10 protein-coding genes are annotated in these 15665 nt (G+C 70.6%); 7 read left to right on the top strand and 3 right to left on the bottom strand.

The features are described from left to right. Positions 1–104 precede the first annotated feature (104 nt). The 3 genes from WME82_RS49515 to WME82_RS49505 are packed head-to-tail and all read left to right on the top strand — an operon-like array spanning position 105 to position 1194. Positions 105–560, top strand: a complete 456-nt coding sequence (locus WME82_RS49515) for a hypothetical protein (RefSeq protein ID WP_438041023.1) — start codon at positions 105–107, stop codon at positions 558–560. Further along, entirely contained in the window at positions 545–895 is a 351-nt protein-coding gene (locus tag WME82_RS49510) for a hypothetical protein (RefSeq protein WP_438041022.1), read from the top strand. The genes WME82_RS49515 and WME82_RS49510 overlap by 16 nt, the downstream gene beginning before the upstream one ends. Then, positions 892–1194 carry a hypothetical protein gene (locus tag WME82_RS49505; protein ID WP_438041021.1) on the top strand — a complete coding sequence of 101 codons (303 nt, stop codon included), beginning with the start codon at positions 892–894 and terminating at the stop codon, positions 1192–1194. Before WME82_RS49510 ends, WME82_RS49505 begins: the two co-directional genes overlap by 4 nt. 29 nt (positions 1195–1223) lie before the next feature. Here WME82_RS49505 and WME82_RS49500 read toward each other — a convergent pair whose 3' ends face one another. Then, entirely contained in the window at positions 1224–1808 is a 585-nt protein-coding gene (locus WME82_RS49500) for a hypothetical protein (protein WP_438041020.1), read from the bottom strand. A 462-nt stretch (positions 1809–2270) separates the two neighbouring features. Then, positions 2271–3695 (bottom strand): class II fumarate hydratase, encoded by a 1425-nt coding sequence (gene fumC / locus WME82_RS49495; protein ID WP_438041019.1) that lies wholly within the window; start codon positions 3693–3695, stop codon positions 2271–2273. A 189-nt stretch (positions 3696–3884) separates the two neighbouring features. Between fumC and WME82_RS49490 the strand changes: the two genes are divergently transcribed. Next, positions 3885–4877 carry a fatty acid desaturase family protein gene (locus WME82_RS49490; RefSeq protein ID WP_437857169.1) on the top strand — a complete coding sequence of 331 codons (993 nt, stop codon included), beginning with the start codon at positions 3885–3887 and terminating at the stop codon, positions 4875–4877. A gap of 455 nt (positions 4878–5332) precedes the next feature. Here the strand turns inward: WME82_RS49490 and WME82_RS49485 are convergent, their stop codons facing one another. After that, positions 5333–5878: a hypothetical protein gene (locus tag WME82_RS49485; RefSeq protein ID WP_437857165.1), complete on the bottom strand. Its 546-nt coding sequence runs from the start codon at positions 5876–5878 to the stop codon at positions 5333–5335. A 581-nt stretch (positions 5879–6459) separates the two neighbouring features. On the opposite strand from WME82_RS49485, the gene WME82_RS49480 reads away from it, so the two are divergent. The 3 genes from WME82_RS49480 to WME82_RS49470 all read left to right on the top strand — a co-directional run bounded on the left by WME82_RS49480 (position 6460) and on the right by WME82_RS49470 (position 15648). Beyond that, positions 6460–10518, top strand: a complete 4059-nt coding sequence (locus WME82_RS49480) for an RHS repeat-associated core domain-containing protein (RefSeq protein WP_438041018.1) — start codon at positions 6460–6462, stop codon at positions 10516–10518. A 14-nt stretch (positions 10519–10532) separates the two neighbouring features. Next, entirely contained in the window at positions 10533–12962 is a 2430-nt protein-coding gene (locus WME82_RS49475) for a hypothetical protein (protein ID WP_438041017.1), read from the top strand. 250 nt (positions 12963–13212) lie between these two features. Beyond that, positions 13213–15648, top strand: a complete 2436-nt coding sequence (locus tag WME82_RS49470) for a hypothetical protein (protein ID WP_438041016.1) — start codon at positions 13213–13215, stop codon at positions 15646–15648. The last annotated feature ends 17 nt before the right edge of the window (positions 15649–15665 follow it).

Raw genomic sequence — 15665 nt, 5'->3', positions numbered from 1 at the left:
CGGCGCTCCGCGTGGTCGACCTCTCGCTGGATGTCCGTCAGCCGCGCGAAGGCGCGCAAAGGAGGTGGTGAATGAGGGTGTGCAGGAGAGCGCACGAAGCTACCGTGGCGCTGCTCGCGGTGCTGGCTGCGCCTGGCCTGGCGCAGGCGCAGGAGGTCGGGCCGCCGCCCCGGTCGCCCGCAGAGCGGACCGCGACGGTGCTGTCCGACGCACAGTTCAAGGCGCGGTTGGAGGCGCTCGCAGCGGAGCTTCCGTCCGCGCAGATGGGACGTAACTGGAAGCGTGTGGTCGACGAGGCGCTACAGCGGGTGACCGACCTGCCGCAGGCGAGCGCGCCGGAGCTTCCGTCCTCGGACATTCTTGCGGATCCTGAGGCGCTGGTGGGGCTCGACGATCCGACGCAGGGGTTTCCGGAGGCGGGCGCGACATTCGAGCTGGGCCGCTATGAGGTCACGCTTGCGCCGGTGGTGCTGCCCGTGTCGCCGGTGGTCTGGAACCTGCCTGGCGAGCAGGGGATCCTTCCCGGCGCCCTGGTGCGGCTGCCGTGGGCCGTTCCTTGATCCGGCGCCGCATCGAAGAGAATTCAGCCTGGAGGCTCTCGACAGCTCCCCCGCGCCGCGCGGGGGACGGGGTCTCCTCGACCGCCCGCTACATCGAGGACGGGTGGACTGCGTGCTACCGCGTCGCGGGGGCGAAGAAGGTCGCGAGGGAGCAGGTCACGTTTCGGCTCGACGCCGCCGGGACCAAGATGACCGAGAGCGGCCGCAAGCCGACGCGCCATGTGCAGGGTTGCGACGAGCTCGCGGCGTGCCCCTACGTCGACGTGCTCGACGCCGGCAGGTCACGCAGGGTCGGCGAGATCTTCCGTGACGTGCGCGGCGCGCGCGCTCGGTGACGGTGCGGTCGCTCGATCTCGTGGACCACGCCGGGCCGATCACGATCCGGATCTCCGAGGAGAAGGCCGAGGTGACGCTCCTCGACGAGGTGTTCGTCGAGTCAGGCGGCGCGCGGATCCACCCCCGCGGCTGCGACGTCACGCCGAGCCCTGCGTACTGCGCCGCGGGCGGGCGTCCTCACGTCCTGCGCCAGGGCGATGCGCTCGATCTGGTGTTCGACGCGGGAGGACACGTCGTGTTGTTCGCCCGCGGCTACTACGTCCCGACGCCCACGGCGGCGACACGCGAGGTGCGCTGAGCGAGCCTCCGCCTCGTCGCGCCGCTCCGTCAAGGGCCACGGTATTGATTCTTATTAAATTTCACCAAGTACTCCGAGAAGACGTCGTTCTGCTTTTTTGTTCTGAACTGCGAATTGATATATTTTATCGACGCCTTCTCGAACAACACAAGAAGATCATCGGGCTCCATGGCCGTATCCACGAACTCCACCTCTTCTAGACCCTGAGCCTCTTCCAGCACCGAAACGTCCGAAAATCTCTTACACCCCCAAACACGAAATGTCTTTAGCGAATCAAGCCCCTTGAGGCTGGGGAGCGCCAATTCACCCTTCAGGTTCAACAGATACAGCTCCTCAATTTGACTCAGACCTGACAAGAACCCGAACCCTGAGCTCACCTTCACGCCATTCAGAAACAATCTCTTGAGTGTGGTCAGGCATGAAAGCGCGGAAGGATCTTCGATTTTGGCATTTATCAAGCTCAGATCTTCAATATCGCTCAGCCCTGTCAGAAACGACAAAGACGCATGATTGGTCCTCCAAAACTCAAACACCCTCTTACTCCCATACTTGGCCTTGATAACCTCCTCTTCCAACGACGCAAACTTATCCTCGACGACAACCTTACCTTTCACAAGACGTACATTTTTTGTCATAGAGATTACGCCCAACGGCCAGATCTTCGTTCTCTTTTACAGAACCTCGGCGCTTATCTATCGAGCCTTAGCACAAGCTCTATTCTTCGAAAATTGAACGTTATCCGATGCCGGGGACACCTTGAGCTCCGCCAAGCTGCGCGAGCCCTCCAGCACCCGAGCCGCAGTAGAGTGCGCCTCCGCGGGAGCCGCCCCCGCCACCTTCAGGCGGCCGCCCGTCATCGACATCGACCGGTGCCGCACCTCGTCGATGGGTCGCGATGAGCTCATGGGGCCGTGCAGAAAATGCTGTGCCACTGCGAGCGCACGGCATGTCACGCTCGGCCTGGGGTCGCGGGCCTCTCGTGCATGACAACGGAGTCGCGCTGGGCGCTCCGCGCGCGCCCCGTGCCACGACCCGATGAGGGTCACCCGGCGGCTCTCGGGCCGGGAAGCCCGGCGCTACCCCGTCTTCGCCCCAGCCCCGCCCGCCCCCTCCGCCGAGGGCCCGATCATCCTCTCCGGCCGCACGATCGCGTCGAACGCCTCGCCATCGAGGATCCCCAGCGCGAGCGCCGCGTCGCGCAGCGTGGTGCCCTCGGCGTGCGCCTTCTTGGCGATCTTCGCTGCGTTGTCGTAGCCCACGTGCGGGTTCAGCGCGGTCACCAGCATCAGGCTCTCGCGCAGGTTCCGCTCGATGCGCTCGCGGTTCGGCTCGATGCCCCGCGCGCAGTGCTCCTCGAACGACGCGCAGCCGTCGGCGAGCAGCCGGATCGACTGCAGCACGTTGTGCACGATGAGCGGCTTGTACACGTTGAGCTCGAAGTTGCCGCTCGCCCCGCCGATGCCGACCGCGACGTCGTTGCCGAGCACCTGAGCGCACAGCATCGTCATCGCCTCGGCCTGGGTGGGGTTCACCTTCCCCGGCATGATCGAGCTGCCCGGTTCGTTCTCCGGGATCGTGATCTCGCCGATCCCGCAGCGCGGCCCGCTCGCGAGCCAGCGGACGTCGTTCGCTATCTTGGTCAGGCTGCAGGCGAGCACCTTCAGCGCGCCGTGCGCCGCGACGAGGGCGTCGTGCGACGCGAGCGCCTGGAACTTGTTCGGCGCGGTGACGAAGGGCGCCCCCGTGAGCTCGGCGATCCTGGCGGCGACCTTCGCCGGAAACTCCGGGTGGGCGTTGAGCCCCGTCCCGACCGCCGTGCCCCCGAGCGCCAGCTCGCGCAGCGGCGGGAGCGCGCGCTCCACCGCGGCGATGCCGGCGTCGAGCTGCGCCACGTAGCCGGAGAACTCCTGCCCGAGCGTGAGCGGCGTCGCGTCCTGCAGGTGCGTGCGGCCGATCTTGACGATGTCCACGAACGCCGCGCTCTTCTGCGCCAGGGTCTCGCGCAGCCGGCGGACCTCCGGGAGCAGGCGGCGCTCGATCTGGAGCGCGGCGACGACGTGCATGGCCGTCGGGAACACGTCGTTCGAGCTCTGCGACCTGTTCACGTCGTCGTTCGGGTGGACCGGCGATTTCGAGCCCATCACGCCGCCGCTCATCTCGATCGCGCGGTTCCCGATGACCTCGTTCACGTTCATGTTGGTCTGGGTGCCGCTGCCCGTCTGCCAGACGACGAGCGGGAAGTGGTCGTCGAGCTTGCCGTCGATGACCTCGTCGGCCGCCGCGACGATGAGCGCGCACCTGTCCGCCGGCAGGAGCCCCAGATCGCGGTTCACGAGCGCCGCCGCCTTTTTCACGGTGGCGAGCGCGGCGATCATCTCCCGCGGGAAGCGCTCGCCCCCGATCCGGAAGTTCTCGAGGGAACGCTGCGTCTGCGCCCCCCAGTAGCGGTCGTCCTGCACCGCGATCGGCCCGAAGCTGTCCTTCTCGATGCGCGTCCCCATGGCCGCGTCTTAGCGGCGGCGAACGCGCCCCTCAAGCGGCGCGAAGCCCTGTCGCCGGCCCCTGCGCAGGCGCGTAGGGGCATTCGCGCCGCGGGGGTAAAAAGCGGGCGTGCTCTTGTTTTCCCGCCTGTTTTTTGCGAAGTTCCGGGCCGCGCACGCGCGAGAAACACGGAGATCAGCATGGCCGGCATGGACACAGTACCGCGGGAGCTGCTGCAGGCTGCCTACAGGCGCAACCCGATTCACCTGCTCAAGATCCCGCTTCATTTCGGCATCTGGGCCGCGGTCACGTGGGTGCTGTACGCGACGCAGCACCACCCGCTCGCCATCCCGATCGGGGTCGCCTGCTCGTGGTTGATCGCCAACCTCGTCCGCGGCCTCGGCGCCGTGGCGCACGACGCCGTCCACGGCAGCTGCTCGCGCTCGAAGCTCACCTCGTACGTCATCGCCCTGCTCTGCTGGGCGCCCACCGGCATGAGCGTGACGCTGTACACGAACTACCACCTTCATCATCACAAGATCGCGAACACGTACCCTGACGTCGACAACTTCGTCGTCACGGATTACACGCGGAACCCCGTCCTCGCGAGGCTCCTGCTCCTCGCCGTCTACACGTTCGCCTATCCGCTCTACTTCCTCGGCTGCATGGCGCGGTACGTGAAGCGGCTGTCGCCGCTCCAGCGCGTCAAGATGAACGTGGAGCTCCTCGGCTTCTACGGACTCATGGCCTTCTTCTTCTGGGTCATGCCGCTCCAGGTGTTCTTCTTCTTCTACGTCCTGCCGTTCGTCTTCGGCGCCATCCTCGCCAGCGTGACCTCGATGATCGAGCACTACGAGATGCTCCCGGGGGAGGACGCCTACAGCTCTCGCACCTACGGGACGAGCGCGCGCGTCACGAACTTCCTCTGGAACAACGTCACGTACCACAACGAGCACCACAAGTTCCCGGGCATCCCGTTCTACAACCTGCGCAGCTTCCACGAGGCGGCGTATCCCTACTACGACGAGCGGGTGAAGTCCGCCTGCCACCCGTCGATCGTCGGCCTCGCCCTCTCGCTCTACGGCCGTATCCTGAAGCTCGATATCGCGAAGCTCGACGAGCGGTACCGCGGCCTCAACAAGGACGACGAGCGGCGGAAGATGATGGCGCTGAACGGCATCCAGCCCGGCGCGACCGCCTGAGCTTCGCCCCGCTCGCGACCGAGGTTCGGTCGACGAACGCCAGACTCCGGCCATCCGCAGGCCGCGCGATAGACTATCCACCAGCTCGATTCTCCCGCGGCCGGCGCCGCCCGATGCCGATGCCGCGGTGAACCCGACGAGGATGGGGTTGCCCGACGGAGATGCGCTGTCCGGGGCAGCGTCACCGAGATCGTCTTGCTCCTCCCGGTCGCATCCACGATGCTCGCATCATGGGAGGTGCGTCCGTGCGACTCATCAGGTTTCTGGTTGCCAGCGTTGTGTGGTTGAGCGCCGCGGGTTGCGGTGATCGCATACACCCGTTCGACGGTTGAGCGGCGACGCCCTCGCGAAGGCCGCCGGCGCTGCCGCGGCCTCGACGAGGGCGTCGATCAAGCAGGACGTGATTGCGCTGAACGGCGTCCAGCCCGGCGTGACCGCCTGAGCCGGGCGAAGGCTCAGTCCGCGGCGAAGCAGTAGATACGGCCCGCGCCGCCCACCGCCGCGAGCTGCTGCTGGCTGCAACCCGCGGGGGCGTGCACGGAGTTCCACGAGTTGTAGGGCGCTTGCCCGTTCATGTTCGGACCGAGGCCGTCGGAGTGCCCCACCTGCGGCCCAGGCGTGGCGGTGGACGACGTCCAGTCGTTGCACGTGGCGGCCAGGGCCGTGCCGTCCGCCGCCGAGCCCGTGAGGATATCGTGCTCGATCGGCGAGGGAGAGCCCTGCCACTGGCCGTTGATGGGGTTGCCTTTGTGATCGACGAAGAGCTCCGGGTTGCCCCCGGGCAACGCATGCAGCGCCTCGACAGTGGCGGCCACCGTGACGCCCTTGGCGTTGACCCAGGGCCCCTTGCCGATGCGATCGCGGGCATCCTCCGTGCTCGTGCTCAGGTACGCGCGCCACGTGCGACCGCCGGCGCCCACCTCGGCCGCCAGCGCCTGGCAGGTCGCGTCCGCGCCGGCGATCCCTCCGAGATCGCCGCCGCTGTCGCTCGGGGTGGACACGAAGAAACCCAGCGATGAGGTGCCCGGGTCCCCGCCGGCCCCGGTCGCGGGCCCGCCAGCGGTCCCCGCGCCGCCCTCGCCTGCACCGCCCTCGCCTGCGCCGCCCGATCCGCTCGTCGCACCAGCGCCGCCTCCTCCGACGCCCGTGCTCCCTGACCCGCCGCTGCCTCCGGTACCGCTGCCCGATGCGCTGCTGGTCGAAGTGCTGCTGCTGGACTGATCATTACTCGTACCGCTTGGATTGGATTCATCCGAGCAGGCCGTAGAGGTGACGAGGAATGCTGCGGAAAGGGCGAGGTAGATCTTGTGCACGGCAGAGCTCCTGAGTGGGCGAATGGCGCGCACGATACCGACAGCTCGCCTCTTGCCGCAACATCGAGCGCGCAAATACGCCAATTGCGCGGGAATGGACAAAATTGCGCGGAGGCGCATGGAGGTGCCAACGGTGTTGAGACAGGCCGGACGAGGAGGCAGCGCGATGAACCTCTCGGCTGCCCGATCGGATCGACGTGCTCTCCTGTGCGTCCGTGGGGGGAGGATGCGGCTGTCAGGTGCTGTGCGCCCCCTGTTACGCTCGGCCCATGGCGCGCACGGCCCCCGTCCCGAATATCCCGGCGATCCCCGGCATGAACCCCGGCGTCTTCATCATGGGCGGCGGCGGCGGCAGCGGCGGCGGCAGCGGCAAGGGCGGCAAGGGGAGCGGCAAGGACCAGGGCGCCGACGGCTCCAACGGGGGCGACGGCGCCAGCGGAGGAGGGAAGTCGGCCTGCGGCGGCGCGGGCGGCGACGGCTCCGGCTGCCCGAACCACCACGGGTCGAAGAAGAGCGGGAAGGTGTCGAAGGGCGACCCCGTCGACGTCGCCACCGGCCGCGTGTTCACCGATCCCGTGGTCGACCTCGAGCTGCTCGGCCCTCTCGGCTTGCGGTTCGTGCGCCGCTACAGCACGAGCGCCCGCGAGCGCGACGTCGGCCTCGGCTTCGGCTGGGTGCACTCGTTCGCGTGGGCCGTCGAGGTGCGGCGCCAGACCACCGTGCTGTGGACCGACACGGGCGCGGCGGTCTCGTTCGACCCCATCGCCGAGGGAGACGCGGGCGTCGGCCCCGACGGCTGGGTGCTGACCCGCGACGCCAGCGGGTTCGTGCTCGATGACGCCGCTGGCTCGTTCTACCTGTTCTCCGAGCGCGACGGCTCGACATACCGCCTCTCCGCCGTGCGCGATGCCCATGGCAACACGACGCGGCTCACCTACCGCGAGGGGCGTATCGAGTCGATCACCGACGCCGCCGGCCGCGTCGTGCGCGTGCGGCGGACGCCCGACGGCCGCGTCGCCGCGCTCGAGGTCAAGAACGCACCCGAGCGAGGGAGATGGGTGACCCTCCGGAGTTATACCCACGATGAGCGCGGCGACCTGATCGCCGATATGGACGCCGAGGGCTGCGTCACCCGCTACACCTACGACGATCACCGGCTGACGTCGCGCACGGATCCCGAGGACCTCACCTTCCATTTCCGGTACGACGAGCGTGCTCGCTGCGTCGAGACCTGGGGCGATCACCCCGATCCCGGGCGCCTCGGCCTCGCGGAGGGCGTGCCCGAGACGCTCGCCGACGGCACGAAGGCCCGGGGGATCTACCACTGCAAGCTCGTCTACGGCGACGACGGGTACTCGGAGGTGGCGGACTCGATCACCGTGCACCGCTACTTCGCCAACGAGTTCGGCAAGCTCGACAAGGCCGTATCCGGCGGGGCCGTCTACTGCCGCACCTACGATGAGAACGGCAATCTCCGCTCGTTCACCAACCCGCTCGGGGCCACCACGACCTGGGTCCGTGACGCCCGCGGCCGCACGCTCCGCGTGAGCGATCCGCTGGGCCGCACCACCGTCATCGAGCGCGAGCCGGACGGGCACATCCGCCGCGTCACCGACCCGGCCGGCGGCGTCACGGAGGTGACGCGCACCCCGGGCGTCCTGTACTGGACCGATCCGATCGGCGCGACCTTCGAGGTCCGCGTCGAGGCGCGGGGGCTCATCACGGAGACCGTCGCGCCGAACGGCGCGCGCACGCGCTTCCTCCACGACGCGCACGGCAACGTGATCCAGAAGATCGACGGGACGGGCGCCGTCACCGAGCACGTCTACGACACCTGGGGACGCTGCCTGTCGGTGCGCGACGCGCTCGGGCACATCACGTCGTACGCCTACAACGACCGGGGCGATCGCGTCGCCGTGCGCCACCCGGACGGGGGCGTGACCCGCTATGCCCACGACCGCAACGGGGACGTCGTGCGCGTCGATCACCCGGACGGCACCTCGACGCGCTTCGATCGGGGAGGCCTGCACAAGGTCTGCGCGATCCGCCGCCCGAACGGTGAGGTGAACCGGCTCGGCTACGATCGCGAGGGTCGCCTCGTGCGGGCCGAGAACGCGCGTGGAGACGCCTACCTCATGCGCTACGACACAGCGGGCCGCATGGTGTACGAGCGGACGTTCGCCGGGCTGGAGAAGTACTATCGGCACGACATGGCCGGGCAGCTCCTCCACGAGAAGACCGGCGCGGGCGAGCTCACGGAGTTCACCTATGACGCGGCCGGACAGCTGGTCCAGCGCACCCTGCCGGACGGCGCCACGGAATCGTTCGAGTACGACCATTGCGGCCACCTCATCGCCGCCGTCACGCCCGCCGGGGAGCTCACGTTCACGCGCAACGCCGTGGGCTGGGTCGTGGAGGAGCGGCAGATCGCGTCGGGGGACGCGTTCTTCGTGCGGCGCACGTACGATCTCATGGGCAACGTCGCCCAGCGGACGACGTCGCTCGGCCACTCGGTCGCCTTCGCGCGGGACGCCTGCGGCCGGGCCACGCAGGTCGTGCTGGACGGGCGTGTCACGGTCGGCGTCGCGCACGACGCGCTCGGGCGCGAGATCGCCCGCGCGCTGCCGGACGGCGGGCGCATCCAGGTCGTCTATGACGCGCTCGGCCGCATGGCCCAGCGCTGGGTGGGCCACCCCGCGCAGGCCAGCGCCGGCGGGGGTCGTCCCGACTGGGTCGGCCCTCGCCCGCCGGGGACGACGGTGTACCAGGCGTTCCGCTACGGGGCGTGCTCGGAGCTCGTCGAGACGTGGGACGACGCGCTCGGCCGGAGGCTGTTCGAGCACGACTCCGCCGGGCAGATCCTGGGCGTCCGCAACGAGCGGGGCCAAGGCGAGCGCTTTGCGTACGACGCCGCGGGCAACCTCCACGAGCCGGACGGCGAGCGGCGCGCTTACGGCGCCGGGAACCGCCTGCTGCAGAAGGGCGACACCACGTATGCATGGGACGAGTCGGGCAGGCTCACGAGCGCGCGAGACGCGGAGGGCCGGCTGACCCGCTACACATGGAACAGCCTCGGGCTGCTCGCTGCAGTCGAGAAGCCCGACGGGAGGGTGGTCGAGCACAGCTACGATCCGTTCGCGCGGCGCATCGGGAAATGCACGTTCGAACGAGCGCCCGACGGGCGGCGGCGCGAGGTGTCGAGCGTGCGCTTCGTGTGGGACGGCGGCGTGCTCGTCCACGAGATCAAGCGCGTGGCGCAGGCGTCGGGCGATCCCATCGTGGAGGAGCGCACGTACTGCTTCGAGGAGGCCCGGTACGCCCCCTGGGCTCACCGCGACGCGCGCATGGCGGGCGGGCGCCGCGAGGAGAGCCCGTGGTTCCATTACCTCAACGACGACGTGGGCGCCCCCGAGCGCCTGGTCGGCTCAGCGGGCGAGGTGGTGTGCGAGCTCGACCGATCCGCGTTCAGCGCGAAGGTGAAGGAGGGCGGGCGAACCACGACGCCGCTCCGCTTCCCGGGCCAGTACGAGGACGAGGAGACGGGGCTTGTCTACAACCGCTACCGCTACTTCGATCCAGCGCTCGGCCGGTACCTGAGCGCGGACCCGGCCGGCCTCGACGGGGGGTTCAACGGCTTCGACTACGCCGGCAACGTGCCGACGCGCTTCGTCGACCCGAGCGGGCTGATGCCGTTCTCGACCGTCCGGAACGCGGCCGGGAACAACCCTGGAGGCAAGGATTTCACCGATCCGAAGAACCGCCGCGGGGTGCCGGCCGATATCGAGGGCAAGAGCCAGGGAGAGCGCGGCGGGAACACGGCAGAGCAGCAGCGCGAGAAGCTGAAGGACCCTGCGATCACCGAGGCCGTCAAGAACGCGCAGAGGGCGCACGATCCGCGTAACACTCCGACGGGGGACACAACATGCGCGGAGGTGGACGCGCTGCACAAGATGGCGCGGCAGGTCCGCAACGAAGGAGACGCACAGCGAACGGCGCAGGGGAAGCCTAAGATGACCGATGAGGAAGTGCGCGCTGCGCTTCAGAAGCGCTTCAGGAACGGTGCGACGATCGAGACCACGAACGAGGATGGCGAGGCCATGGCGCCCTGCCCCATGTGCGCGCAGATCTTCCGCGAGCTCGGCCTCCACCCGGCGAACATCGGCAACGACGCGAAGGGCGGCGTGGTCGGCCCAAACGACGAAACGGAAACCAAGGTGAACAAGATGGGCCGGTGGGACGGAAGCATCACGCAGAGCAGCCAGCGGAAGCGCTCTCGACAACAGAACATCCGGACGATGCGGTCCACGACTCCCCCATTCACCACCTGACCCGCGCAATGACGATGCCCCCGCCCCATATCCTTGCCCCTGCGCCCGTCGAGCGCGCCTGGCGCTGCGCCTGGGACGAGGCGTCGCGCGACACGCTCGACCCTGCAGAGCAAGCCGCACTCGCTGCGCTCGGCCGGTGGATCGAGGAGCCAGACCGGCCCTATGCGCTCCTGCACGGCCCGCGCCCGAGCCGGCGCGCGGTCGTGGCCGCCCACCTGGTCCGTGTACAGCAGGAAGGCATCGCCTACGCTGCGCAGTTCGTGCCGATCGGGCCTGATCTCAGGCTCGAGCGCGACCTGGTCGCGTTGCTCACCTCGCGGTTGCTCGCCGGGTACAGTGGCGGTCCTCCTCGGTGGCTGCGCATGCGCATCGCGAAAGAGCAGCTGCGCGTGGGACCGACGGAGGACAAGCCCTCGCTGCTGCTCGCGATCACCGACGTTGAGGAGGCGGAGCCGCTCGTCTCCTGGCCGGCGCTATTCTCCGCCGTGGGTCCCCGCGTCAAGGTGCTCGCCACTGTCGAGGGCGACGACGCCGCTGCTCGCGCGTGGCTCCCGCGCCTCGGCTTCGATCCGGCGCGCACGCGGCTCCATCCGCTGCCGTCGCGGCCCTGGCCCGCGCCGGGCGATCCGGCGACGCTCCTCGCCGCCGCGGGCGCCGCGCCAGCCAAGCTGCTCGGCCTGCTCGCGGGCGCCTACGGCCGGCTTCGCGAGGACGAGATCACGACCGCCCTCGGAGCCCCGATCGAGGGCGCGCTCGCCGGGATCGAGCCGCTCGTCGCGGCCGTCGATGGCACCTACGCGTTCCGCTGCAACGCCGCCCGCCGCGAGGTGGAGGAGCGGCTCGACCGCGGCGCGCGGGAAACGTCGATCCGCCGGCTCCTGTCGCTCCCGCCGGACGGCTATCCCTGCACCTACGTGCGCGCGCACCTCCAGCAGGCCACCGCGCCGCCCGAGGCATTCGCCGCGCTGGTCACCGAGGAGCACCTCGCCCGCTGGATGGCTCGGCCCGAGGGCTATCTCGGCTTCGTCGCTGACCTCGAGCGCGTGCGCCGGCGCGCTGTGGAGACGCTTCCAATGGGTCACGAGGCTGCGGCCCTCGCGGTGCGCGCGGCCCTCGTCGAGGCGAGCGTGAACACATGCGCGGACCGCGAGGACCACGATGCGCCTGTGGGCGTCGAGCCCATGACTCGGGAAACGCCGATCGCGGATGAGCGGCGGCAGGCCAGGGCGCTCACCGCGCTCGGCGCGGCGATGGCGGCCGGCCCGGCGCGCGCCGAGGTGCTCGCGTGGGCCGCGGACGCCGCACGGCGCATCCCGGACGTCGAGTTCCGCGGGGATGTCCTCCTGAGCCTCGCCGAAGTCGTCGGGGGCGAGGCGGGGTACACGTTCGCGCGGGAAGCGCTCGCCACGTTCCGGACCGCGGAGAACGCGGAGGCTCGAGCGCACCAGATGCTCGTCGCGACGGGGGGATTGCCTCCGGAGGAAGGAGCCGCGGTCGCGCGCGAGGCGCTCGCCAGCCTCCGCGACGGCGCCGGAGATCCTGGCGATGTCGACTGCTTCTCCAAACATTTCCCGCGCGCGGTCGCCGAGGCGCTCTGGCCCGACGCGGAGGCGCTGCCTGGGCCCGCGCGGGCGCGGGTGCTCGCCGCGCTCGCGGGGGTCCTCGGCGATCCCGACCGCGTGCGCGACGCGTTCGCCGCGGTGGAGCGGCACATCGAGCCGTACGACCTGAACGAGCACTGGGCGCTCGCGCGGCTCGTGCCGTTCCTCGACGCCCCGGAGGCCCGCCGCGCCGCGGCGCTCGCGCCAGGGTTCGGCGAGCACGCCGCCGAGCTCCTCGAGGGGCTGATACCGCGCCTGCGGGCGCAGGGCGATCCCGCCGAGGACCTGCTCGAGGCGCTGTCGGAATCATCGCGCATACGGGCGCTGGCCCGTAGCCTCCCGTTCGCCACCGAGCCGGGGCCGCTCTGGGCGCGAATGGACGAGGCGCTGCGCCGGGCCGAGCCGCTCGATCGCTATGGGCTGCTGTTCGACGTAGGCCCGTGGCTCGGCGCTGCGGGCGAGAGCGACGCGTTGCTCGCCTGGATCGCGCCGCTCGGCGACGCCCACCACCTGTGCGCCCTCGGCTTCCTGGCGCGCCACGATCCCGCGCACGCACCCGAGCTCACGCGCCGGGCCCTTCCCCTGGCCCTGCGCCTCGGCGCCGACGAGCCGGACCGCGTGCTCAACTTGGTCCCGCTGGCCCGCCACTTCCCGGCCGAGGGGGCCGCCGCGGCGCTCGGCATCCTGCTCGACGCGGTGGCCGGAGACATCCGCTCTGACGCGCTCGCGGGCGATGGCGTCAGCCTCGAGCGGCTGGCGCCGCTCATCGCAGCGCTCGCGGGCGACGAGGGCCTGGCCGGCGCAGCGCGCGAGGTCGTGCAGGTCGCGGCATGGTTCCCCTGAGCGCCGAGCGGGTGGAGCGCGGAACCACGGTTCCTGGCGAAGCGGCGTGTTTGCCATTCGCCAGCTCAGTGCCAACCCCCGCTATCCTCGCAACATCCCTGAACCTTCTCACCCATCCTCCATCCGAGCTCGCCCCCGCGCAGCAGGAATTCGACACCGCACCTTCTTCTACGAGTCGCCCTCCCGTCAGAATATCTCTGGACACCTCTCTTCATTTGGAAGCATCACGCAGAGCAGCCAGCCACGTGCGATGACGACACCCCCGCCCCGGATACCCGCCCCCGGGCTCATCGAGCGCGCCTGCCGCTGCGCCTGGGACACGGCGTCCCGCGCCACGCTCGACCCTGCAGAGCAAGCCGCACTCGCCGCGCTCGGCCGGTGGATCGAGGAGCCAGACCAGCCCTATGCGCTCCTGCACGGCCCGCGCCCGAGCCGGCGCGCGGTCGTGGGCGGCCACATCGTCCGCGCGTCCCAGGAGAGCCCGGCATGGAACGCGCAGCTCGCTCCCATCGGCCCTGATCTCAGGCTCGAGCGCGACCTGGTCGCGTTGCTCACCTCGCGGCTGCGCGCCGACTATGTGGGCGGTCCGCCTCGGCTGCTGCGCACGCGGATCGCGGAAGAGCATCTGCGCGCGGAGCCGACGCAGGACGACCCCTCGCTGCTGCTCGCGATCACCGACGTCGAGAAAGCGGAGCCGCTCGTCGCCTGGCCAGCGCTGTTCTCCGCCGTGGGTCCCCGCGTCAAGGTGCTCGCCACCGTCGAGGGCGACGACGCCGCGGCCCGCGCGTGGATTCAGCGCCTCGGCTTCGATCCGGCGCGCACGCGGATCCATCCACTGCCGGCGCGGCCCTGGCCTGCGCCGGGCGATCCCGCGGAGCTCCTCGCGACCGCGGGCGCCGCATCCGCCAAGCTCCTCGGCCTGCTCTCCGTCGCCTACGGCCGGCTTCGTGAGGACGAGATCACCGCCGCCCTCGGAGCCCCGATCGACGGCGCCCTCGCCGGGATCGAGCCGCTCGTCGCAGCCTTCGAGGGCACGTACGCGTTCCGCTCGAACGCGGCCCGCCGTGAGGTGGAGGAGCGCCTCGACCGCTGCGCGCGGGACGCGTCACTCCGCCGCCTGCTGTCGCTCCCGCCGGACGGCTATCCGTGCGCCTACGCGCGCGCCCACCTCGAGCAGGCCGCCGCACCGCTCCAGGCATTCGCCGCGCTGGTCACCGAGGAGCACCTCGCCCGCTGGATGGCTCGGCCCGAGGGCTGCCTCGGCTTCGTCGCCGACCTCGAGCGCGTGCGCCGCCGCGCCGTCGAGCCGCTTCCAATGGGTCACGAGGCAACGGCCCTCGCGGTGCGCGCGGCTCTGGTCGAGGCGAGCATGAACTCATACGCCGACCGCGAGGACCACGAAGCTCCTGTGGGCGTCGAGCCCATGATCCGGGAAACGCCGATCGCGGACGAGCGAGATCAGGCCAGGGCGCTCACCGCGCTCGGCGCGGCGATGACGGCCGGCCCGGCGCGCGCCGAGGTACTCGCGTGGGCCACGGACGCCGCACGGCGCACCCCGGCGGCCGAGTTCCGCGGGGATGGCCTCCTGAGCCTCGCCGACGTCGTCGGGGGCGAGGCGGGATACGCGTTCGCGCGGGAAGCGCTCGCCGCGTATCGGACCACGGAGAACGCGGAGGAGCGAGCGCGCCAGATGCTCTTCGTGGCGAAGTGGTTGCCTCCAGAGGAAGGGATCGCCGTCGTGCGCGAGGCGCTCGCCGTCCTCCGTGACAGCGGCGGAGATCCTGGCGATCTCGACCTGTTCGCCGATCGCTACCCGCGTGCGGTCGCCGAGGCGCTCTGGCCCGACGCGGAGGCGCTGCCTGGGCCCGCGCGGGCGCGAGCGCTCGCCGCGCTCGCGCGCGGCCTCGGCGATCCCGAGCGCGTACGCGCCGCCTTCGCCGCGGTGGAGCAGCACGTCAACCCGTACGACCTGCTGATGCAACGGACTCTCGCGGAGCTCGTGCCGTTCCTCGACGCCCCAGAGGCCCGCCGCGCCGCAGCGCTCGCACCCCAATTCGGCGAGCGCGCCGCCGAGCTCCTCGAGAGCCTGATCCCGCGCCTCCGGGCGCTGGGCGATCCCGCCGAGGACCTGCTCGAGACGCTGCCCGAAGCGGCGCGCGTGCGGGCGCTGGCCCGCAGCCTCCCGTTCGCCGCGGAGCCGGCGCGGCTGCTGGCGCGGATCGACGAGGCCATCCAGCAGGCCGAGCCGCGCGAGCGCGGCTGGATGCTCTTCGACGTCTGCCCCTGGTTCGCGGCGACGGGCCACAGCGACGCGCTCCTCGCCGAGGTCGCGCTGCTCAGCGACGGTGGCCGCCTGACCGCCCTCGGCATCCTGGCGCGCCACGATCCCGCGCACGCCCCCGAGTTCACGCGTCAGGCCCTCCCACTGGCCCTGCGCTTCGGCGCCGACGAGCCGAGCCGCCTGCTCGACCTGGTCCCGCTGGCCCGCCATTTCCCGCCCGAGGGCGCCGCCGCGGCGCTCGGCATCCTGCTCGACGCGGTGGCCAGCGACTATCGCCATGCCGCGCTCGCGGGCGACGGCGTGAGCCTCGACAAGCTCGCGCCGCTCATCGCGGCGCTCGCGGGCGACGAAGGCCTGGCCGGCGCGGCGCGCGAGGTGGTGCAGGTCGCGGCGTGGTTCCCCTGAGCGCCGCGGTGCTCGCG

The sequence above is a fragment of the Sorangium sp. So ce128 genome (assembly GCF_051525245.1).
In the GTDB taxonomy this organism is placed as follows: Bacteria; Myxococcota_A; Polyangia; order Polyangiales; family Polyangiaceae; genus Sorangium; species Sorangium cellulosum_B.
This window is presented reverse-complemented; position numbering and strand designations above follow the sequence as displayed.

Bases quoted from the DNA above. Each gene is read 5' to 3' on its own strand.
- WME82_RS49480 (WP_438041018.1), top strand. From the start codon at position 6,460: ATGGCGCGCACGGCCCCCGTCCCGAATATCCCGGCGATCCCCGGCATG.
- WME82_RS49470 (WP_438041016.1), top strand. From the start codon at position 13,213: ATGACGACACCCCCGCCCCGGATACCCGCCCCCGGGCTCATCGAGCGC.
- WME82_RS49475 (WP_438041017.1), top strand. From the start codon at position 10,533: ATGCCCCCGCCCCATATCCTTGCCCCTGCGCCCGTCGAGCGCGCCTGG.
- WME82_RS49490 (WP_437857169.1), top strand. From the start codon at position 3,885: ATGGACACAGTACCGCGGGAGCTGCTGCAGGCTGCCTACAGGCGCAAC.
- fumC (WP_438041019.1), bottom strand. From the start codon at position 3,695: ATGGGGACGCGCATCGAGAAGGACAGCTTCGGGCCGATCGCGGTGCAG.